The sequence below is a fragment of the Streptomyces sp. NPDC037401 genome (assembly GCF_055602345.1).
In genome coordinates this window covers 165,714-185,541 of record NZ_JBVJWO010000007.1, presented here as the reverse complement: position 1 = coordinate 185,541, position 19,828 = coordinate 165,714, and the positions used below count along the sequence as shown (strand labels likewise).

The following is a 19,828-nucleotide window of genomic DNA, read 5'->3' as shown; positions in this document are numbered from 1 at the left end:
AATGACGTTTCTGATCACCGGCGGCGCCGGCTACATCGGTTCGCACGTGGTCCGGGCGATGACGCTCGCGGGCGAGCAGGTCGTCGTCCTCGACGACCTCTCCACCGGTGACGAGGACCGGGTTCCGGAGGGTGTTCCGCTGGTGGTCGGCTCGGTGCTGGACCGGCTCGTGCTGGACCGCACCATCCAGGAGCACCGCATCACCGGTGTGGTGCACCTGGCGGGCAAGAAGCAGGTCGGCGAGTCCGTCGAGAAGCCGCTGTACTACTACCACGAGAACGTCCAGGGCCTCACCGTGCTGCTGGAGGCGGTCGCCGCTGCCGGCATCCGCAGCTTCCTCTTCTCGTCCTCCGCGTCCGTGTACGGCATGCCCGACGTGGACTCGGTCACCGAGGAGACCCCGTGCGCGCCGATGAGCCCGTACGGCGAGACCAAGCTGGCGGGCGAGTGGCTCGTGCGCGCGGCGGGCCAGGCCCACGGCATCGCCACCGCCTGCCTGCGGTACTTCAACGTCGCCGGTGCGGCCACCCCCGAGCTCGCGGACACCGGGGTCTTCAACCTCGTCCCGATGGTCTTCGAGCGGCTGGACGCGGGCGAGGGCGCCCGGATCTTCGGCGACGACTACCCCACCCCGGACGGCACCTGCATCCGCGACTACATCCACGTCGAGGACCTCGCGGACGCCCACCTGGTGGCCGCCCGCAAGCTCGCGGAGTGGGCCGGGGCCGGCGAGTACCGCGACCTGACCGTGAACATCGGCCGCGGCGAGGGCGTCTCCGTCCGCGAGATGGTCGAGCTGATCAACGAGAACACCGGGCACACCCACGAGCCCGTGGTCACCCCGCGCCGCCCCGGCGACCCGGCGAAGGTCGTCGCCTCGGCGGACCGGATCGCGGCCGAGCTCGGCTGGAAGGCCCGGCACGACGTGGTCTCCATGATCAATTCGGCGTGGGCGGGCTGGGTCGCCCACCGCGGCGTCACGGCCCACGCGGAGCGCTGACCGCAGCAGGCCACCGGGTGATGCCCGGCGAGGTCACCGTCCGACGGTGTGCCGCACCCCCGCCAGGGTGCGGCGCGCCCGCACCGCCAGCCGCCGCCGCACGGGGGGCGGCACCGTCACCTGCAGCGGTGCGCCGTCGGGTCCGGTGACGGGCAGGTCCCGGACGAAGCCCCCGGCCTCCAGGTGCAGCTTGAGCTCCCAGGTGCCGGGCGGCAGCCCGCGGAAGCCGCAGCGCGCCACGACGTGCCCCGCCGGGTCGCAGGTCCCGTCGGCGGCCGAGAGCCATGGCTTGCGACCCGGCGCCGCGAGCAGCGGCCGTATCCGCGCCCCGGCCGGACACCCCGGCACCGTGACCTCAGCCTCGGCCGTGGTCCGGCCGAGCGTCCCGCGCAGCAGCGCGCCGTGCGCGTCGCGGCCCAGCGGGAAGCGGGTGGCGCCGATGTCCAGGTTCACGTGCCCGTGCGCCTCCGAGTGGAAGACCGCCACCGCCGTCGCTCCCGCGGCCCGGCCCCGGTCGACGAGCCGCGGCTCCACCGGCCCGTCGTAAGCGCCGTCCGCGGGCCGCGGCAGCCACGCCTGCCGCTCCAGCCCGTCCGCCTCGACCGTGATCCGCATGGTCCAGATGCCGTCGGGGAGCGGTCCGCCGTCCGCGGCGTGCCCGACGTCGACGGCGCAGGCGTAGTGGCCGTCCTCGTCGGTCTCGGCCGGTACGCGGTACGTGTACCCCTGGCGCCGCAGCAGGATCCCGGTCCGCTGTGCGGTCCCGGGGCCGAGCCCCGTCAGCCGGGCCCGGCCGCGCAACCGCAGGACCGGGCCGTCCCAGTGGTAGTCGGCGAGCTCCTGGCGCAGCGCGACCTTCGCGGTCAGGTCGAAGAGCGCGTCCGGCAGGGCAGCGGCCGGATCGCGGAACTGCGGGTACCCGGCGTACGCGCGGCCCGCCTCGACGACCGTGGGCACCGGGCCGCCCCCGGTGTCCGCCTCGACCACTGCCGTGAGCCGGTCCCGGTCGCGTTCCCGCAGCAGGTGCGCGCGCAGCCGCAGCGCCGGGGGCAGGGCGTCCAGGATCCCGTCCGTGAGCCAGCGGTCGACCAGCGCGGCCGCGGCGTCCGCCACGGCCTTGCGCCCGGCCTCGTCCCGCGCGAGGTAGCGCTCGCCGAAGACGGGCAGGACCTCGCCGTGGAAGTGCCGCAGCATCAGCTTGTCGCGGCCGGCCCCGGGGGGCACGTGCCGGGCGAGGAGTTCGAGCACCGATCCGACGAACTCGAGCTGCTCCGGCCAGTCCACGTCCTGGCGGGTGGCGTTGGTCCCGTCGCCGCGCCCTTCCAGGTAGTAGCAGTCGTAGTCCGCGACGACGGAGACCTTCGCGGCGTGCATCAGCGCGTGCACCGCGAACGGCAGGTCCTCGTTGAGGAGCCGGCCTTCGGTGAACCGCAGCCCGTGCCGCTCGACCAGGCTCCGGCGCCACAGCTTGTACGCGGCGAGGGTCCAGTAGACCGGCGAGTCGAAGAGGCTCACCTCGGGGCTCGTGGTCCGCAGGTCGACCGGGGCGGGGCGGCCGCCGATGCCGATGATCCGTCCGTACACGACGTCCGAGCCGTGCTCCTCGGCCATCGCGAGGAGCCGCTCCAGGGCCTCGTCGCCGAGGTAGTCGTCGGAGTCGAGGAAGAAGAGGAAGTCCCCGCGGGCCCGCTCGATGCCGGTGTTGCGGGGGCGGCCCGCGCCCCCGGAGGGCGGCTGGTGGACCACCGTGGTGTTGGGGTGGTCCGCGGCCCAGGCGTCCAGCCACGCGGCGGAGCCGTCGGTGGACCCGTCGTCGACGGCGATGACCTCGATCCGGTCCTCGCCCAGTGTCTGGGCGGCCACCGAGGCGAAGCAGCGTTGCAGATAGCGCTGTGTGTCGTGCACCGGTATGACGACGGTGACGCTCACCCGGGAGGCCATCGGCCGCTCCCTCGGATTGGCTGGATTCCGCTGTCTCCTCATCGAGCGTACGACGACGGGCCACCACCCGGGTGGGGCGATGGCCCGTCCTTTACCTGCGCCCTGCGCCGCCGGTCAGCGGTGCAGCAGCGCGAAGAGGTCTTCCCAGCGGCCCGTGATCTCTTCCGTGGAGTAGCGCTGGATGTCCGTACGGGCCTGCTCGCCCATGCGGTCGCGCAGCTCCTTGTCCGACATCAGCTCGTCCAGGCGGCGGGCGAACTCGCCGGTGTTGCCGGGAGGGGCGATCAGGCCGTTCACGCCGTCCGTGATGATCTCGCGGACACCGGGCGCCACGTCGAACGCCACGCAGGGCACGGCCGTGGCCATGGCTTCCATCAGGGCGAGGGGGAAGCCCTCGCCGCGGGATGACAGGGCGAACAGCGCACTGTCGCGCAGCGCACCCGGAACGTCGCTGGTACGGCCCATCCACTCGACCGAGGACGTGATCCCCAGCTGGGCGCACTGCTTCTTGAGGGCGTCCTCTTCCGCACCGGATCCGTAGATCGTCAGGACCCAGTCGGGGTGGCGGGGCGCCAGCTCGGCCCAGGAGTCGAGGAGCAGGTCCACGCCCTTCTCCTCGTGGAGCCGGCCGATGCTGACCACGCGCTTGGCGGCACGCTCGGACGGCACCTCCGGGAAGAACGGCAGCGGGTTCGGCATCGAGCCCACGTTGTCCATCCGCTGGCGGATCCACAGGTCCGCGTCCTCGCGGGTGAGGGCCAGCATCCGGTCGACGTCCTTGTAGAACCGCTTGACCCGCCCGAACCGGGAGGACTTGCGGCAGGTCTCGAAGGACTCGTGGCTCATGCCGACGACCTTGAGTCCGGCGGTGTCGGCGAGCGCCACCCACTCCATCGCCCAGACCTGCGTCACGATGACCACGGAGCCCGGCCGGGCCGCGCGGAACAGGGCGGTCAGCTTGGCCGCCTGCTCGCGCATGCCGGCCTCGCGCGCCGCCCGGCGCCGGCGCTCGACCAGGTCGAGCTTGCCCTTGAGCCCGCGCAGGGCCTTGAGGGACGGCGGGTGCGCGTCGTACAGGGTGGTGGTGCCGTACGGCAGGTCGTCGCCGAGGTCGGCGCGGCGGCCCTCGGGGGCGGGCACGACGCCCACCACGTGGACGGAGTGTCCGCGCTCCGAGAAGAGGCGGGCCATCTGATGGGACCAGCTGGTGATACCGCCGAGCTCGTCCACGCTGTTGGAGACCAGGAAGATGTCACGCAGCCTGCCGGCCTGCGCGTCGGTCGTGGTCGGTTCGGTCGTCGTCTGGGACATCAACGGCTCCACCCGGAGAAGAACGTGTCGACGATGCTCTTGGCCGCGGTGCCCTGGTCGAACTCGCCGAACTCGGCCACGAAGCGCTTACGGGCCTCCGCGTGCGCCTCGTCGCGCACGTCGAGGTCCTTCAGCGCCTCGTGGAACTCCTCCTCGGTGCGGACCACCGGCCCCGGAGCGTGCTCCAGCAGGTCGAAATAGGTGCCGCGGCCCTCGTGCACGTACTTGTCGTAGTCGTACGTGAAGAACACCATCGGCCGGTCGAGCAGCGCGTAGTCGAACATCACGGAGGAGTAGTCCGTGATCAGGACGTCCGCGAGCTGCAGCAGCGGCATGATGTCGTGGCGCGCCGAGACGTCGATGACCTTGCCCTTGGCGGTCGGCGGCAGCACCACGTGGTTCAGGTAGTGCGCGCGCACGAGCAGGACGTACCGGTCGCCGAACTCCTCGGAGAAGCGCTCGACGTCGAAGGGCAGCGGGAAGGCGCCCGGCGTCCGGAAGGTCGGCGCGTACAGCAGGACCTTCTTGTCGGCGGGGATGCCGAGCTGCGCCGCGAGGTCGCCGCGCACGCGCGTGCCGCCCGCCGCGTCCTCGGCCTGCCGCGTCTGGACGAGGACGTCGTTGCGCGGGTAGCCGACCCGCATCAGCTTGCCGTCGGCGATCCGGAACGCCTTGGCGAGCGTCCGCACGTCGTGCTCCGAGCGGCACAGGAAGTGGTCGAAGCGGTTCAGGTGCTTCTGCTCCGCGGCCTGCTGGGCCTGGGTGGCGGCCTTCAGGCCGGGCTGGTCGAAGCCCATCTTCTTGAGCGCCGAGCCGTGCCACGTCTGGATGTACGTGGTCTCGGGCCGCTTGGCGAGCTTGAGCGGGTAGCTCTGGTTGTCCACCCAGAACTCCGCCCGCGCCAGCGCCTTCAGGTAGGGCAGGGACCAGCGGCGCACCAGGTGGGCGTCCTTGGGGAAGTCCTTCGGGTTGCCGGTGTACGACCAGAACGCCTCGAACTCCAGGCCCCGGCTGCGCATCTCCTCGTAGATGGCGCGCGGGCTGTCGCTGTACTGCTTGCCCAGCATGCTCTCGAAGACGACGGTGCGCTTCTTCACGGGCAGCCGGCCGTACACCTCGTGGAAGAGGCGCAGCTTGGTCTTGTCCGAGGTCAGCGTCTTGCGCAGTTCCTTGGCCTTGCGGTAGCCGGCCTTGGCGAGCTTGCCCGGCTTGCCGCGCACGGCGGTCTGGATCAGTTCCTCGATGCGTTCGTTGTCGTGCTTGGCGGAGACCAGGCGGAACGCGAGGTGGCCCTTGGCCGTGGGGTGCGGCTCGATGTGGTCGGCGACGAGCCGGGTCAGGCGGGGCTTGACCGGCAGCAGGCCGCTGCCGAGCTCGTTGTCGGCGACGGTCAGGCGGGTGTTCGTCTTCGCGCCGTCCACGTCGAGGATGACGCGGACGTCCCACACCGAGTCGATGATGCCGAGCGGGCGCAGCTTGGCGCTGAGGTCGACCTCGGCCTCCCATTCGAGGAGCCGGCCCTCGTTGCGGAGTGCCTTCACGGGGAAGACGAAGGTCTGCAGGCTGCGGCGGCGGGCCCGGAACTCGATCTGGGCCTTGACCTTCGACTCCGGCTTGATCACGCCGAGCGGGTTGGTGATCCGGCCCGCGAGACGGACGGTGCCGTCGGACTCCGCGTACTGCGTGAGTTCGTTGCGCAGGAACATCTTCTGGACCGGCTTCTGGTGGTAGCCGAGGTCCGTGACGTCCAGCACGCTGCGGGCGAACTCGTCGTCGAGGTGCTCGGCGCACCAGTAGATCCGGCCGTCGCGCTCGGCCAGCGACGAGGAGACCTTGTCGCGGTGGATGAGCGTGTCGACGGCGGGGAGCAGGTTGTCCCAGTCGCCCTGCTGGAGCAGGTACGCGCAGATCGCCTGGATGGGCTGGACCCGGGTGTATGCCTCGCGGTCGAGACCGGCGAGGTAGTCGCGGGAGAGCTCGGCGAACTCGCGGCGGTAGGACTCGTCGCGGAACGGGAGGTCACGCAGATGCAGTACAAGGTCGTGCTTGAGGAACTTGACGTCCTTGTCCTGCTGCATCCCGGTCATGCCGTGCTGCTTGAGGAGCGCGTCGATCCGCCGGTGGATCTCCAGCCGGTGGATGTAGTTGCTCATCTCGTGCCGGCGGTTGGTCACCGACTTGACCTTGGCCTGTGCGTGCACGTGCCAGAAGTAGACCTGGTTCGGGATCAGGGTGATCTTCTTCGCGGCGAGGTAGGCCTCGGCGATGAACATCAGGTCTTCGTACAGCATCCCCTTGGGGAAGCGGAGGTTGTTCTCGTTCAGGAAGTCGCGGCGGTAGCACTTGTTCGTGGACAGGGTGTCCCACACGAACAGGTCCGGCAGCTCGCTGACCGAGGTGATGGTGCGCGTGGTGCGGTACAGCCACGAGTACCACTCGTCCCGCTTCTGGTTGCGGGTGTCCTTGTGGACGCGGACGCACAGGCCGGACACCATGTCGGCGCCCGTCCGCTCGGCGGCCTCCAGCATGTTGCGGCAGGCGTTCACCTCGAGGATGTCGTCACTGTCCAGGAACATGACGTAGCGGCCGCGGGCATGCCCGATGCCGACGTTGCGCGGCTCGCCGCCGGCACCGCTGTTCTCTGGCAGCTGGTAGGCCCGCACCCGTCCCGGATGCGCTGCCTCCAGTTCCTTTGCAACCTCGAAGGACCTGTCCTTGCTGCAGTCGTCGACGACGACGACCTCAACGTTTTCGAGGGTCTGGTCCAACACCGATTGGACGGCCGTGGGCAGCCGCGCTGCGTCGTTGTAGACGATGACGACCACGGAGACGTCGGGCACTGGCACCTCAATCCTTTTGTTCTCCTGCACGCCCGTCAAAGCTACCGTGTGTTCCTCGTGGACTCGGCAGCGGTATACCCCCCTTATGGCAGGATCCGCACGTTTTCGTCGGACCTCCGTGCCCCGGACGGGAGGCTGAAAGGGGGCAGACCGAGGCTCACCCGGATGAATGAAACACGCATAAGTGCCTTACCCGAGCATACTGGGCAAAAGTGGCATAGTGCCGAGGGTCCGGCCTCATCAGAGCAGGACAGTCCGTACGTTGACGGGGAAGCAGGCATGGCGAAGCTGTCCGTAGTCGTTCCGTGTTTCAACGAGGAAGCGGTCATCGACAGCTTCGACACCGAGATCCGCAGGGTGCTGGACGCCCTCCCCGCCGAGTACGAGGTCTGCTACGTCGACGACGGCAGCCGGGACGGCACGCTCGGCAAGCTCCGCCTGATCGCCGCCGAGCACGGCGACCGCGCCCGCTACGTCTCCTTCAGCCGCAACTTCGGCAAGGAGGCCGCCATGCTGGCGGGCCTGCGCGAGGCCACCGGCGACGCCGTCGTGATCATGGACGCCGACCTCCAGCACCCGCCCGAGCTGATCGGCCGCATGCTGGAGCTCTACCGGCAGGGCCACGACCAGATCATCGCCCGCCGCACCCGAGAGGGCGACAAGAAGATTCGTTCCACCCTCAGCCGCCTGTACTACCGCGGCGTCAACAAGTGGGTCGACGTCGAGCTCGCCGACGGGGTCGGCGACTTCCGGCTGCTCTCCCGCCCCGCCGTCGACGCCCTGCTCTCGATGCCGGAGTACAACCGCTTCTCCAAGGGCCTCTTCTCCTGGATCGGCTTCGACACCGTCCACTTCGACTACCGCAACGCCCAGCGCGAAGCGGGCGAGACCAAATGGAAGTTCGGCTCCCTGCTGAACTACGGCATGGACGGACTGATCTCCTTCAACAACCGGCCCCTGCGCGTCGGCATCTGGATGGGCGCCGCCCTGACCGCCCTCGCCGCCCTGTACGCGCTGTGGGTCGTCGGCATGGCCCTCGCCTTCGGCGTCAGCGCACCCGGCTACGTCACCCTCGTCGCGATCTCCGTCGGCCTCGGCGGGGTCCAGCTCGTCATGCTCGGCCTGATCGGCGAGTACATCGGCCGCATCTACTACGAGACCAAGCGCCGGCCGCACTTCCTCGTCAAGGAGTCCCACGCCCCCACCACCAGCCCGGCGGAGCTCGCCGCCCGCGCCGCCAAGGCCGCCTGGGTGGCCCGCGCCGGGCTCGGCGAGCCCGTCCGGCTCGACCGCCGATGAGGGACAGGATCCCGGAGATACTCCGGTTCGCCCTGGTCGGCGCCGTCAACACCGGCACCTTCTTCGCCCTCTACCTGCTGCTGCACCCCTGGCTGCCGTACTTCGCGGCCTACACCGCGGCGTTCCTCCTCAGCATGGTCGGCTCCTTCTTCCTCAACACCTACTTCACCTACCGCACCCGGCCGACCTGGAAGAAGTTCCTGCTCTTCCCGCTCACCAACGTCACGAACTACACCGTGCAGTCCGCGGGCCTGTACGCCCTGGTCGCCTGGGCCGGCATGGACTCCAGGACCGCCCCGCTCCTCGCCACCGTCGTCGCCATCCCCTTCACGTACCTCCTGTCGAAGCGGATCCTCGTCTCGCGCCAGGCACCACCCGCTCCGGCCCCCGAGCCGGCCCAGGCCGCCGCCCCGGCGCCACGGAAGTGTCCGCAGACCGGAATGTGACGACGGCCTCCCGCGGGCACCCCGTAAATTGGTGCTCACTCATCGTGTGGTGCAAAGGGGATCGACGTGTCAGCGGCAAGGCAGGGAGTCACCGACGCCCGCAGGATCGTGGTCAAGGTCGGCTCCTCCTCCCTCACCACCGCCGAGGGCGGCCTCGACGCGGACCGGGTCGACGCCCTCGTCGACGTGCTCGCCAAGGCCCGCAGCGGCGGCGAGAAGGAAATAGTCCTGGTCTCCAGCGGCGCCATCGCCGCAGGCCTCTCCCCGCTCGGCCTGCGCCGCCGCCCCAAGGACCTGGCCCGGCAGCAGGCCGCCGCCAGCGTCGGGCAGGGGCTGCTCGTCGCCCGCTACACCGCCTCCTTCGCCCGGTACGGCGTCCGGGTCGGCCAGGTGCTCCTGACCACCGACGACACCAGCCGGCGCGCCCACTACCGCAACGCCTACCGGACCCTGGACCAGCTGCTCGCCATGGGCGCCCTGCCGGTCGTCAACGAGAACGACACCGTCGCCACGGACGAGATCCGCTTCGGCGACAACGACCGCCTGGCCGCCCTCGTCGCCCACCTGGTCCGCGCCGACCTGCTCGTCCTCCTCTCCGACGTGGACGGCCTCTACGACGGCGACCCGTCGCTGCCCGGCACCACCCGGATCGAGCAGGTGCACGGCCCCGAGGACATCGCGCACGTCTCGATCGGCAGCGCCGGGAAGGCGGGCGTCGGCACCGGAGGCATGGTCACCAAGGTCGAAGCCGCCCGGATCGCCGCCGCCGCAGGCATCCCCGTGGTCCTGACCTCGGCCAGCCAGGCCGCGGACGCGCTGGCCGGCGGGGCCACCGGCACGTACTTCCACGCCACCGGCCGGCGCTCGGCCGACCGCCTGCTGTGGCTCCAGCACGCCTCCACCCCCCAGGGCCACCTGGTCCTCGACGAGGGCGCGGTGCGCGCGGTGACCGAGCGCGGCAGCTCCCTGCTGCCGGCCGGGATCGCGGCGGTCGAGGGCGAATTCGTGGCGGGCGACCCGGTCGAACTGCGCGACGCGCAGGGCCGGGCGGTCGCCCGCGGGCTGGTCAACTTCGACGCCAAGGAGCTGCCGCAGCTGCTCGGACGTTCGACCCGGGAACTCGCGAAGGAACTCGGCCCCGAATACGAGCGGGAGGTCGTCCACCGCGACGATCTGGTCCTGCTGCACGGCTGACGTACGGCTGAGGTTCGGTAAAACCGGAGCGCGGTCGCGCTCGGACTGGTCAACTTTGTTGGCGGGACATTGAAGGACGGACGCAACCAGGAGGCCGCCGGTGAGACGAACGCGCCCGGGGGAGCGAGCGTTGACCAGTGTCGAAACGGGCAATGACGTGGTGGCTTCCCGGCTGTGGCACGTCACGCTGAGTGTCTCCGGAGAGCCGGCCCCGCTGGCGGAGGTCCGCCGGGCACTGGAACAGCTCGCGCACGACCACCCCTTCCTGCTGACCAGCCGGTACGCCGGCGACCACGCGGAGATCCGCTACTGGGAAGAGGCCCGCGACCTCCACGACGCGGCTGCCGTCGCCCTGCGGCTGTGGGGCGAGCACCGGTCGTCGGCCAAGCTCCCGCCGTGGGAGATCGTCGGCCTGGAGGTCATCGACCGGGCGACCTACCACCAGCGCGTGGCCGAAGGCTACGGCCCGCCGCCGGCCTCCCCGGTGGGCGTCCACCCGTACTGACCGCCCGCCGCGCGGGGCCGGTGGCACCACCGTGCCCGAGCGCGGCGCCCCGAGGGGCCCGTCGCACCGACCCGGAGGACCGGGTCGGCCGTCTCGGGGGCCCGTACACCCGTCTCGGGGGCTGAAACCCTCGTGGGGCGCTGCGCCGGGGGGATTACCCTGCACCCATGACGACCTCGCTCAACGACGCAGCCGCCTCGCCCGTCATCGCGACCGCCCACCGCGCCCGGACCGCCGCCGCGGACCTCGCCCCACTGCCGCGGTCCGCCAAGGACACCGCGCTGCTCGCGATCGCCGACGCGCTGGAGGCCCGTACGGCCGAGATCGTCGAGGCCAACGCCGCCGACATCGCCAAGGCCCGCGAGGCCGGCACCAGCGAGACCGTCATCGACCGGCTCACCCTCACCCCCGAGCGCGTCAAGGCCATCGCCTCCGACGTCCGGGACGTGGCCGCGCTGCCCGACCCGGTCGGCGAGGTGGTGCGCGGCTCCACCCTGCCCAACGGCATCGACCTGCGGCAGGTGCGGGTCCCGCTCGGCGTGGTCGGCATCATCTACGAGGCCCGCCCCAACGTCACCGTCGACGCCGCCGCCCTCTGCCTGAAGTCCGGCAACGCCGTCCTCCTGCGCGGCAGCTCCTCCGCGTACGCCTCCAACACCGCCCTGGTCGCCGTCCTGCGCGACGCCGTCGCGAGCACCGGCATCCCCGCCGACGCCATCCAGCTCGTGCCCGGCGAGAGCCGCGACTCCGTGCGCGAGCTGATGCGCGCCCGCGGCCTCGTCGACGTGCTCATCCCGCGCGGCGGCGCCTCCCTGATCCGCACCGTCGTCGAGGAGTCGACGGTTCCGGTCATCGAGACCGGCACCGGCAACTGCCACGTCTACGTCGACGCGCAGGCCGACATCGACATGGCGGTCGACATCCTCGTCAACTCGAAGGCCCAGCGGCCCTCCGTCTGCAACTCCGCCGAGACCCTCCTCGTCCACAGCGACATCGCGGCGGCCTTCCTGCCCCGCGCCCTGGACGCGCTGGCCGACGCCGGCGTGACCGTCCACGGCGACGAGGCCGTCCTCGGCTACGCGCAGGGCTCCAAGGTGACCGCCGTGCCGGCCACCGAGGAGGACTGGGAGGCCGAGTACCTCTCGTACGACATCGCCGCGGGGGTGGTGGACTCGCTCGACGCCGCTGTCGCGCACATCCGCCGCTGGACCTCCGGGCACACCGAGGCGATCGTGACCACCTCGCAGGCCGCGGCCCGCCGCTTCACCCAGCTGGTCGATTCGACGACGGTGGCTGTGAACGCCTCCACGCGGTTCACCGACGGTGGCCAGTTCGGCTTCGGCGCGGAGATCGGAATCTCCACGCAGAAGCTGCACGCCCGCGGCCCCATGGGGCTTCCGGAGCTGACCTCGACCAAGTACATCGTCACCGGCGACGGTCACGTCCGGTAGCCGAACGCGCGACTCCGGGTGGCTGAAATCCGCGCACACCCTGCCCAAACCCGCCCCCCAGGTCTACGCTGGTCCCGTGCCGGACGACGTGGGGGGCAAGCCGTTCCCGGACGACTGGGAGCCCGACGGGGACCGCGGAGGCGCGGATCAGGACTTCGCCTCCGTGGTGTTCGACGAGGACTTCGTACGGGGCGCACGGATCCATGAACCGACCGCGGCCGAGCGGACCCGGGCGGCAGCCCAGGCGCGCGCGGAGGCGGAGGAAGCGCGGGCCATCGCGGGAGCCAGAGCCGCCCCCGACGACGGCTGCGAAAGCTACGACGGCTACCTGGACCGCTACGGCTACGGCTACGGCCCGGACGGCCAGCCCTACGGCTTCGGCCCGGACTACGCCTACGGCTACGGCCTCGGGTACGGCCCGTACGGCGCCTACGGCGGAGCCCTGCGCCCCTACCGCGGCCGGGCCCGCTGGCACCGCCCGGTGGCCTGGATGCTGGCCGTGGTGATGGGCGTCGGCATGGTGGCGCTCGCCTTCACGGCCGTCTACCGCGGTGCCTCCGACGACCGCCGGGACCAGGCGCCGCCACCCGCCACGACGGGCATCGGCACCGGATCCGGCATCCGGCCCGAGCCCGGAGGCGTCACGGGCGGCCTGGGCGGCCCGCCCGCGGTCGTCGGCCCCTGAGCCGCCCCCCGGCAGCCCCGGACCAGCCCCGGGGCGCCCCCGGGAAACTCGCGGGAACTTCCCCGGCACCGGGGCGTTTACCTTCATCCCCAGAGACCAACCCTGAAGGTACGACCCCTCCCCGGTGAGGGGCGTCTCATGCGGGCTTCTCATGCGGGGAGAAGCGATGGCAGTACCCGGAGATCCACCAGAGGGCGCCCCCGAAGGCATCGGCGGAGCCGACGACGAGTACCGGTCCGTGGTGTTCGACGAGGACTTCGTGCGGGCGGCCCGGCTCCAGGAGTACTCCGCGGACGAACGCCTCGGTGAGCACACCCGGGCCGTGCGCAGCCGGTCCATGTGGTCGGGCGGCTCGCGCGACGGCTCCGGCGGCGGCTCGGGCCCGGGGCGCGGCCGCCGTCAGGGGCTGGTCCTGGTGCTGCTCATAGCGCTCGGCTTCGGCGCGGCCGTCTACATGGGCCTGCGCCACCCGTACGTGCCACCGCCCAACAGCCACACCGACCCGCTGACCAGTACCGTCGTGCCGCTCGCGCCGAAGGGCCCGGTCCCGGGCGGCCGTGCCCCGGAGCTGTACGACGCCGGACCTGCCGCCCAGCACCGCGTGGGGGCGGCGGGGATCGCCCTGCCGGCCGTCCGCCGGACGGTCCACTTCACCGACCACCAGGTCCTGACCGCGCTCTCCACGGCCAAGGACTATCTGGTGCAGTCCTCCCTCGACCCGGACGTGCTCTCCGGCGCCGCCACCAGACCGGTGCGCGCGCTGCTCGACCCCGGGCAGGTGGAGCAGTTCGACCGGAGCCTGAGCACCCCCGCGCCCGACGGACGGCACGCCGCCACCGGCTGGCTGGTCCGCTTCGACCCGGCCGTGGCCGTCGTCGCCGACTCCCGGGTCCGCGTGACCGGCACCATGGCGGTCACGGAGGCGGGCCCCGACGTGCTGGAAGTCGTCACCGACCACACCTTCGCCTACGCCGTACGGCCGGTGGCCGAGGGCGTGCGGCCCGCGGACCGCTCCGACGCCTCCCTGTTCACCGTCCGCCGGGAGCTGCGGCTGCGCTTCGACCGGGAGGACCTGGAGCTGCGCAGGGCCGAGCTGCTCTCTGCGTACGTGCAGGCCGGACCGCTCGACTGCGCCACCGACCCCTCGGCCGGCTTCCGCCCGCTGCTCGCCGGGCAGCGGGCCTCGGCGGACGGGCCGGCCGTGACGGACCCCTTCCGGGTGGGGCACCCGCACACGGCCGCGGGCCTGTGCGGGGTCCTGGCGCCTACTGCCCAGCCTTCCCCGGATCCTGTCCGGGGTCCGTAGCGCCGCCCCGGGCGCCGTCCTCGGCCCCGTCCCGGGCCGCGGCGCCCGTGAACCGGTCGCGCAGCCGCCCGCCGAGGTCGCCCGCACCGCCGGCGATGTCGCCGACGAGCTTGAACAGCGGGTCCTTGCTGGTCCGCACCGATTCGGCGTAGTGCGAGGCCGACTGGCGGAAGGAATCCGTGACCGACGCGTCCGGGTCCTCGTCGCGGCGCGGGTAGTGGCCGTCCATGATCCGCTGGTAGTCCCGTGTCGACGCCCACTTCTTCAGCTCGGCGGCGCGCACGGTGGTGAAGGGGTGCGTGCGGGGCAGGACGTTCAGGATCTTCAGCACCGAGTCGCGCAGGTCGCCGGCGGCCTCGTACTCCTCCGCCTGGGCCAGGAACGCGTCGACGTTCATCTCGTGCAGGTGGTTGCCGCCCGCGATCTTCATCAGTCCGCGCATCGAGGCCTGCAGATCCTGGCCGACCAGGAGCCCGGCCCGGTCCGCGGACAGCTCGGACTTGCGGAACCACTCCCGCAGCCCGGTCACGATCGCCGAGATGGCCATGTTCCCCAGGGGGATCCACGACACCTTCAGGGCGAGGTTCGTCAGGAACAGCAGGACCGTGCGGTACACCGAGTGGCCGGACAGCGCGTGGCCCACCTCGTGGCCCACGACCGCCCGCATCTCCTCCTCGTCGAGCAGTTCGACGAGGCCCGTGGTCACCACGATGATCGGCTCGTCCAGGCCGATGCACATGGCATTCGGCTTGGGGTCCTGCTGGACGTACATCTGAGGGACCTTCTCCAGGTCCAGGATGTAACAGGCGTCCCGCAGCATCGCGTGCAGATGGGGGAACTGCGTCTCCCCGACGCGCACCGAGTCCGACAGGAACAGCAGCCGCAGGCTGCGCTCGGGCAGCAGGCCGCTGAGGGCCTTCAGCACCGTGTCGAAACCGGTCAGCTTGCGCAGCGCCACCAGCGCCGACCGGTCCGCCGGGTGCTCGTACGCCCGGGAGGAGATCCCCTGGAAGCGCCGCCGGTCGCGCCCCGGAAGTTTCTCGAACCTGCTGTCTGTCATCGCGCTGCCCCCTCGACCGGACCCTGCTTCTGCCGTTCTCTGCCCTCTCAACGCATGAGTCGGCGTGAGGGTGCCCGGGGGTCCCGCATACGATGTGCGCGAAGTCTCTCCGCTCCGAGCTGCCCGCGAACAGCCGACACGAAATGGTCCCTGCCTGATGACGCTCCTCAGCACCGCCAACGACCTGGTCACCCTCGCCTCCGGCGGCGGTGAGCACGGCGGCGGCAACCACGACAGCCTCAACCCGTACCTGACCGGCGGCGGCGCCCTCGTCGCCCTGCTGCTCCTGCTGTGGATCACCACCCGCCTCAACCGCGACCGCTGAGTCGGGGTCGCTCCACCGGGCCAGTAGGCTCTGCACGCATGGGAGAGCAGGAAGTGCCTACCGGTCCGGTCAAGCGCCGACTCGGGGTGATGGGCGGGACGTTCGATCCGATCCACCACGGACACCTGGTGGCCGCCAGCGAGGTGGCCGCGCTGTTCCACCTCGACGAGGTGGTGTTCGTGCCGACGGGTGAGCCGTGGCAGAAGTCCCAGCGGGCCGTGTCGCCCGCCGAGGACCGCTATCTGATGACGGTCATCGCGACCGCCTCCAACCCGCAGTTCTCGGTCAGCCGCATCGACATCGACCGCGGCGGTCCCACGTACACGATCGACACCCTGCGGGACCTGCGCTCCCTCAACGACGACGCCGACCTGTTCTTCATCACGGGTGCGGACGCCCTCGCGCAGATCCTGACGTGGCGGGACGCCGAGGAGCTGTTCTCGCTCGCCCACTTCATCGGTGTCACCCGCCCCGGCCACATACTGACCGACGACGGTCTGCCCGAGGGCAAGGTCTCCCTGGTGGAGGTGCCCGCGCTCGCCATCTCGTCGACGGACTGCCGTGAAAGGGTGGCCCAGGGCGATCCCGTCTGGTACCTGGTGCCGGACGGCGTGGTGCGCTACATCCACAAGCGTGAGCTGTACCGGGGCGCCTGAAGGTTCCGGAGAGAGGGGCACCGGTGAACGACCGACAGGACCCGTACGACCGGTATGACGAGTACCCGGCGGAGCCGCAGCTCATCGGCTACGACGCCTATGGGCAGCCGGTCTACGGCCAGGCCCCGGCGCAGCCCGCTCAAGCCGGCCGGCCCGGCCCGCCCGGTCAGAACGCCTCGCAGTACGACGGGTACTCCTACGGCTACGACGCCTACGGCCAGCCGGTTCAGCAGCCCGCGCAGCAGCAGCCGCAGGCGTACGAGACGTACGGCGACACGTACGGCGGACAGCAGCAGTACCCGCCGCAGCAGTACGCCTACGACACCGGTGCCACGGGCCAGTACCCGGCGGTCGACCTCTCGCAGCAGCCCCAGGCCGCCGCGCAGCAGACCCAGCAGTGGATCCCGCAGCAGGCGCCCGCGCCCGAGCCGCCGGCCGCCGCGCAGGTCCCCGAGCCGCGCCGCCCCGAAGCCGAAGGCGCCCCCGACTACCGCACCGAGCAGTTCGCCTTCATCGACCAGCCCGACGAGGACTCCGAAGACGTCATCGACTGGCTCAAATTCACGGAGAGCCGTACCGAGCGCCGCGAGGAGGCCCGCCGCCGCGGCCGCAACCGCGTCGTCGCGCTGATCGTGGTCCTCGCGCTGTTCGTCGTCGGCGGCATCGGCTACCTCTGGTACGCGGGCAAGATCCCCGGCCTCGGCGACGGGCCCGGCACCAAGACCGGCGCCGCCGTCGGCCCGCAGAAGCGCGACATGGTCGTCGTCCACCTGCACAACACGAAGAAGGGCGGCACCTCGACGGCGCTGCTCGTCGACAACGTCACCACGAAGAAGGGCGCCACGGTCCTGCTGCCGAACGCCCTCGCCGTCAGTGCCGACGACGGCACCGCCACCACCCTCGGCAAGTCCGTGGAGGAGGACGGCCTCGGCGGCACCAGGGAGTCCCTGGACGCCATGCTCGGCACGAGCATCGAGGGCACCTGGCGGCTCGACACCCCCTACCTGGAAAACCTCGTCGAACTGGTCGGCGGCATCGAGGCCGACACCGACACGGCGGTCCCCGCCGACGCCAAGGCCAAGACCCCGGCCGTCGCCAAGGGCGAGAAACAGAGCCTGAGCGGCCCGATGGCCGTCGCGTACGCCACCCACCGGGCCCCGGGCGAGCCCGAGGCCCGTCAGCTCCAGCGGTTCGGCACGGTCCTCTACGGCGTCCTGCGCAAGATCCCCGACGATCCGAAGGCGGCCACCATGACCGTCGAGACCCTCGGTCAGATCCTCGACCCGTCCCTCACCGAGAAGGACCTCGGCAGCGCGCTCGCCAGGCTGGCAGAACACGCCAAGATCGGCGACTACCGCACTCAGGTCATGCCGGTGAAGGACGACGGAGCCCTCACCGACGAGGCCTCCGCCACGCTGGTCAAGGACCTGCTCGGCGGCGCGGTCAAGGCACCCGAGCCGGGCGCGGTCCCCCGCGTCGGCCTCAAGAACGCCACCGGCAGCGACAAGGCGGCAACGAGCGCCCGCGTCGCGCTCGTCAACGGCGGCTACACCTTCGTGGACGGCGGCAAGGCCGACAGCAGCCAGGGCACGTCGCAGGTCACGTACGCCGACGAGGCGCAGAAGGCCAAGGCGGCCGAGGTCGCCAAGACGCTGGGCCTGCCGGCCTCCGCGGTGAAGAAGGCCGACTCCAAGGTCAACGCCGACGTCGTGGTGGTCCTCGGGACCGATTACAAGGCTCCCTAACGGGGAGAGTGGACGGGGGCTGACCGGCTCTGACCAGGCCGGATGGCCCCCGGCCGCCATATGCGCGGGCGTGGGGGGCGGTACATGAGACCCTTGAGGTGATCTGCCCTCCGACCCGAAAGCATGGCTTGTGACCGCCACGGACCGCTCCATCGAGCTCATCACTGCTGCCGCCCAGGCGGCAGCCGACCGGCTCGCGCACGACATCATCGCGTACGACGTCAGCGACGTGCTGTCGATCACCGACGCCTTCCTGCTCGCCTCGGCGCCCAACGACCGCCAGGTCAAGTCGATCGTCGACGAGATCGAGGAGCGCCTGCTGAAGGAGCTCGGCGCCAAGCCGGTGCGCCGCGAGGGCGACCGCGACGCCCGCTGGATCCTCCTCGACTACGTCGACATCGTCGTGCACGTGCAGCACAGCGAGGAGCGCGTCTTCTACGCCCTGGAGCGGCTGTGGAAGGACTGCCCCGAGATCGAGCTGCCCGAGGACGCCAAGCTCACCAAGGGCAAGGCCGAGGAGCACGCCAAGCTGCGCGAGGCCCAGGGGGACGACGACCTGGACGGTGATCTGTTCTGAGCGCGCCGAAGACCGGCCGCAGGATCGTCCTGTGGCGACACGGCCAGACCGCGTGGAACCTGGAACGCCGCTTCCAGGGTTCCACCGACATCGAGCTGACCGAGACCGGCCGGGGGCAGGCCCGCCGCGCGGCGCGCCTGCTCGCCTCGCTGAAGCCGGACGCGATCGTCGCGTCCGACCTCAGCCGGGCGGCCGCCACCGCCGCCGAGCTGGCAGCGATCACCGGCCTGTCCGTCCAGCACGACGAGGCACTGCGCGAGACCTACGCCGGCGAATGGCAGGGACTCACGCACGACGAGATCCTCGCGAAGTACGGCGAGCAGTACGCCGCGTGGAAGCGCGGTGAGCCCGTGCGCCGCGGCGGGGGCGAACTGGAGACCGAGGTCGCCGACCGCGCGGCCCCGGTGGTGCTCCGGCACGCCGGCGCGCTGGGGGAGAACGGCACGCTGGTCGTGGTCAGCCACGGCGGCACGATCCGCACCACCATCGGCCGTCTGCTGGGTCTCGACGCGCACCACTGGGAGGGCCTCGGCGGGCTCTCGAACTGCTGCTGGTCGGTCCTCGGCGAGGGCGCGCGCGGCTGGCGGCTGCTCGAGCACAACGCCGGCACGCTCCCCGAGCCGGTCCTCGGCGACGACGACTGAGCGCCGTCGCGCGGATTTCACTTTCCGGCTGGTCACAGGCTATGGTTCTTCTTGTTCGGAGCGAACACCGCAGGAAACAGCGGGGGAAGCGCCGGAGAGCGGGGCTATAGCTCAGTTGGTAGAGCGCCTGCATGGCATGCAGGAGGTCAGGAGTTCAATTCTCCTTAGCTCCACAATCAGGATCCCGTCCCCAACAGGGGGCGGGATCCTTGCTTTTGTCTCCACTGCCCGAACCCCCGCCGACGTGGCAGAATCGGACGGCCGGAGGGGGAGACGACGGCCCGGACGGCTCTGAACGGGAGGGAGTCGCTGACGGATGGGTGCACACCGGCGGCGGTGCGACTGGTGCAACAACGGCACGCCGATCGTGCGGGACATGGACCCGGTCAACCCCGATTACCAGTACTGGTGCGAGGAATGCGCGCGGGCGCTGATCATAAAAGGCGACCCGATCGAGACGTACCGTGAGCTGGAGGGGGAGCCGATCTACGGCCGGCTGCTCGACGAACACTGCACGTTGAAACGCTTCTATCAGTTCGCCAGAGCGTGACAAAACGGACAGCTCGAAACCGATTTTTGGACCTGGGCCATGACCGTGTAATGTTCTCGATGTCGCCAGGGGGAACCGGCAAGGGAGACCGAGCAGGGGCCCGGCGGCAAAGAAGCAAGGGGCTATAGCTCAGTTGGTAGAGCGCCTGCATGGCATGCAGGAGGTCAGGAGTTCAATTCTCCTTAGCTCCACAGTGAAGAGAAGCGGGGGGGGGGGGGGGGGGGGGGGGGGGGGGGGTGGGGGGGTGGTTTGGGGGGGGGGGGGGGAGGGGAGCGGGCCCGCGGCCCCACGCG

17 protein-coding genes, 2 tRNA genes and 1 pseudogene are annotated in these 19,828 nt (G+C 71.1%); 16 read left to right on the top strand and 4 right to left on the bottom strand.

Translation table 11 applies throughout. The annotated features are described in order from the left end of the window. Position 1: 1 nt before the first annotated feature. Entirely contained in the window at positions 2-1,000 is a 999-nt protein-coding gene (galE, locus tag ACZ7H1_RS09180; protein WP_470785025.1) for a UDP-glucose 4-epimerase GalE, read from the top strand. A gap of 33 nt (positions 1,001-1,033) precedes the next feature. Here the strand turns inward: galE and ACZ7H1_RS09175 are convergent, their stop codons facing one another. The 3 genes from ACZ7H1_RS09175 to ACZ7H1_RS09165 form a co-directional block, all read right to left on the bottom strand. Next, positions 1,034-2,941 carry a glycosyltransferase family 2 protein gene (locus tag ACZ7H1_RS09175; protein WP_470785024.1) on the bottom strand — a complete coding sequence of 636 codons (1,908 nt, stop codon included), beginning with the start codon at positions 2,939-2,941 and terminating at the stop codon, positions 1,034-1,036. 114 nt (positions 2,942-3,055) lie between these two features. Then, positions 3,056-4,252 carry a glycosyltransferase gene (locus ACZ7H1_RS09170; RefSeq protein ID WP_470785022.1) on the bottom strand — a complete coding sequence of 399 codons (1,197 nt, stop codon included), beginning with the start codon at positions 4,250-4,252 and terminating at the stop codon, positions 3,056-3,058. Further along, a complete protein-coding gene (locus ACZ7H1_RS09165; protein ID WP_470785165.1) occupies positions 4,252-7,092 on the bottom strand; it encodes a bifunctional glycosyltransferase/CDP-glycerol:glycerophosphate glycerophosphotransferase in 2,841 nt (946 codons plus the stop codon). The genes ACZ7H1_RS09170 and ACZ7H1_RS09165 overlap by 1 nt, the downstream gene beginning before the upstream one ends. A gap of 279 nt (positions 7,093-7,371) precedes the next feature. Between ACZ7H1_RS09165 and ACZ7H1_RS09160 the strand changes: the two genes are divergently transcribed. The 7 genes and pseudogenes from ACZ7H1_RS09160 (at position 7,372) to ACZ7H1_RS09130 (ending at position 13,978) form a co-directional block, all read left to right on the top strand. Next, positions 7,372-8,391, top strand: coding sequence for a glycosyltransferase family 2 protein (locus ACZ7H1_RS09160; protein WP_470785020.1), 1,020 nt, complete (start codon positions 7,372-7,374; stop codon positions 8,389-8,391). Then, positions 8,388-8,837 (top strand): GtrA family protein, encoded by a 450-nt coding sequence (locus ACZ7H1_RS09155; protein ID WP_470785019.1) that lies wholly within the window; start codon positions 8,388-8,390, stop codon positions 8,835-8,837. The genes ACZ7H1_RS09160 and ACZ7H1_RS09155 overlap by 4 nt, the downstream gene beginning before the upstream one ends. A 66-nt stretch (positions 8,838-8,903) precedes the next feature. Beyond that, on the top strand, positions 8,904-10,031 hold the full coding sequence (proB, locus tag ACZ7H1_RS09150; RefSeq protein WP_470785017.1) for a glutamate 5-kinase: 1,128 nt from the start codon (positions 8,904-8,906) through the stop codon (positions 10,029-10,031). A gap of 100 nt (positions 10,032-10,131) precedes the next feature. After that, positions 10,132-10,536: a hypothetical protein gene (locus ACZ7H1_RS09145; protein ID WP_470785015.1), complete on the top strand. Its 405-nt coding sequence runs from the start codon at positions 10,132-10,134 to the stop codon at positions 10,534-10,536. A 167-nt stretch (positions 10,537-10,703) separates the two neighbouring features. Continuing rightward, positions 10,704-11,987, top strand: a complete 1,284-nt coding sequence (locus ACZ7H1_RS09140) for a glutamate-5-semialdehyde dehydrogenase (RefSeq protein ID WP_470785013.1) — start codon at positions 10,704-10,706, stop codon at positions 11,985-11,987. Between the two features lie 76 nt (positions 11,988-12,063). Further along, positions 12,064-12,778, top strand: a pseudogene (locus ACZ7H1_RS09135) (SCO2584 family spore wall biosynthesis protein). 60 nt (positions 12,779-12,838) lie between these two features. Beyond that, positions 12,839-13,978, top strand: coding sequence for an SCO2583 family membrane protein (locus tag ACZ7H1_RS09130; RefSeq protein ID WP_470785011.1), 1,140 nt, complete (start codon positions 12,839-12,841; stop codon positions 13,976-13,978). Here the strand turns inward: ACZ7H1_RS09130 and ACZ7H1_RS09125 are convergent. Next, entirely contained in the window at positions 13,938-15,038 is a 1,101-nt protein-coding gene (locus ACZ7H1_RS09125; protein ID WP_470785009.1) for a M48 family metallopeptidase, read from the bottom strand. The two genes, ACZ7H1_RS09130 and ACZ7H1_RS09125, sit on opposite strands and share 41 nt — an antisense overlap. 157 nt (positions 15,039-15,195) lie before the next feature. Here ACZ7H1_RS09125 and ACZ7H1_RS09120 point away from each other — a divergent pair, with 157 nt between their 5' ends. The 8 genes from ACZ7H1_RS09120 (at position 15,196) to ACZ7H1_RS09085 (ending at position 19,726) form a co-directional block, all read left to right on the top strand. Then, the gene (locus tag ACZ7H1_RS09120; RefSeq protein WP_470785007.1) at positions 15,196-15,363 is read left to right on the top strand and encodes a hypothetical protein; all 168 of its coding nucleotides are present in this window, start codon (positions 15,196-15,198) and stop codon (positions 15,361-15,363) included. Between the two features lie 38 nt (positions 15,364-15,401). Continuing rightward, positions 15,402-16,019, top strand: coding sequence for a nicotinate-nucleotide adenylyltransferase (gene nadD, locus ACZ7H1_RS09115; RefSeq protein ID WP_470785006.1), 618 nt, complete (start codon positions 15,402-15,404; stop codon positions 16,017-16,019). A 23-nt stretch (positions 16,020-16,042) separates the two neighbouring features. Further along, a complete protein-coding gene (locus tag ACZ7H1_RS09110) occupies positions 16,043-17,764 on the top strand; it encodes an LCP family protein (protein ID WP_470785004.1) in 1,722 nt (573 codons plus the stop codon). Positions 17,765-17,894: 130 nt separating this feature from the next. Further along, complete coding sequence (gene rsfS / locus ACZ7H1_RS09105) at positions 17,895-18,341, top strand: ribosome silencing factor (RefSeq protein WP_470785002.1); 447 nt, start codon at positions 17,895-17,897, stop codon at positions 18,339-18,341. Then, entirely contained in the window at positions 18,338-18,985 is a 648-nt protein-coding gene (locus ACZ7H1_RS09100; protein WP_470785164.1) for a histidine phosphatase family protein, read from the top strand. Before rsfS ends, ACZ7H1_RS09100 begins: the two co-directional genes overlap by 4 nt. 100 nt (positions 18,986-19,085) lie before the next feature. Next, positions 19,086-19,158: transfer RNA gene (locus ACZ7H1_RS09095), tRNA-Ala, on the top strand. 143 nt (positions 19,159-19,301) lie between these two features. After that, a complete protein-coding gene (locus tag ACZ7H1_RS09090; protein ID WP_008738908.1) occupies positions 19,302-19,535 on the top strand; it encodes a hypothetical protein in 234 nt (77 codons plus the stop codon). A gap of 118 nt (positions 19,536-19,653) precedes the next feature. Further along, positions 19,654-19,726 (top strand) — tRNA-Ala (locus ACZ7H1_RS09085). Positions 19,727-19,828 lie beyond the last annotated feature (102 nt).

Bases quoted from the DNA above. Each gene is read 5' to 3' on its own strand.
- galE (WP_470785025.1), top strand. From the start codon at position 2: ATGACGTTTCTGATCACCGGCGGCGCCGGCTACATCGGTTCGCACGTG.
- ACZ7H1_RS09175 (WP_470785024.1), bottom strand. From the start codon at position 2,941: ATGGCCTCCCGGGTGAGCGTCACCGTCGTCATACCGGTGCACGACACA.
- ACZ7H1_RS09170 (WP_470785022.1), bottom strand. From the start codon at position 4,252: ATGTCCCAGACGACGACCGAACCGACCACGACCGACGCGCAGGCCGGC.
- ACZ7H1_RS09160 (WP_470785020.1), top strand. From the start codon at position 7,372: ATGGCGAAGCTGTCCGTAGTCGTTCCGTGTTTCAACGAGGAAGCGGTC.
- ACZ7H1_RS09155 (WP_470785019.1), top strand. From the start codon at position 8,388: ATGAGGGACAGGATCCCGGAGATACTCCGGTTCGCCCTGGTCGGCGCC.
- ACZ7H1_RS09140 (WP_470785013.1), top strand. From the start codon at position 10,704: ATGACGACCTCGCTCAACGACGCAGCCGCCTCGCCCGTCATCGCGACC.
- ACZ7H1_RS09130 (WP_470785011.1), top strand. From the start codon at position 12,839: ATGGCAGTACCCGGAGATCCACCAGAGGGCGCCCCCGAAGGCATCGGC.
- ACZ7H1_RS09125 (WP_470785009.1), bottom strand. From the start codon at position 15,038: ATGACAGACAGCAGGTTCGAGAAACTTCCGGGGCGCGACCGGCGGCGC.
- ACZ7H1_RS09120 (WP_470785007.1), top strand. From the start codon at position 15,196: ATGACGCTCCTCAGCACCGCCAACGACCTGGTCACCCTCGCCTCCGGC.
- nadD (WP_470785006.1), top strand. From the start codon at position 15,402: ATGGGAGAGCAGGAAGTGCCTACCGGTCCGGTCAAGCGCCGACTCGGG.
- ACZ7H1_RS09090 (WP_008738908.1), top strand. From the start codon at position 19,302: ATGGGTGCACACCGGCGGCGGTGCGACTGGTGCAACAACGGCACGCCG.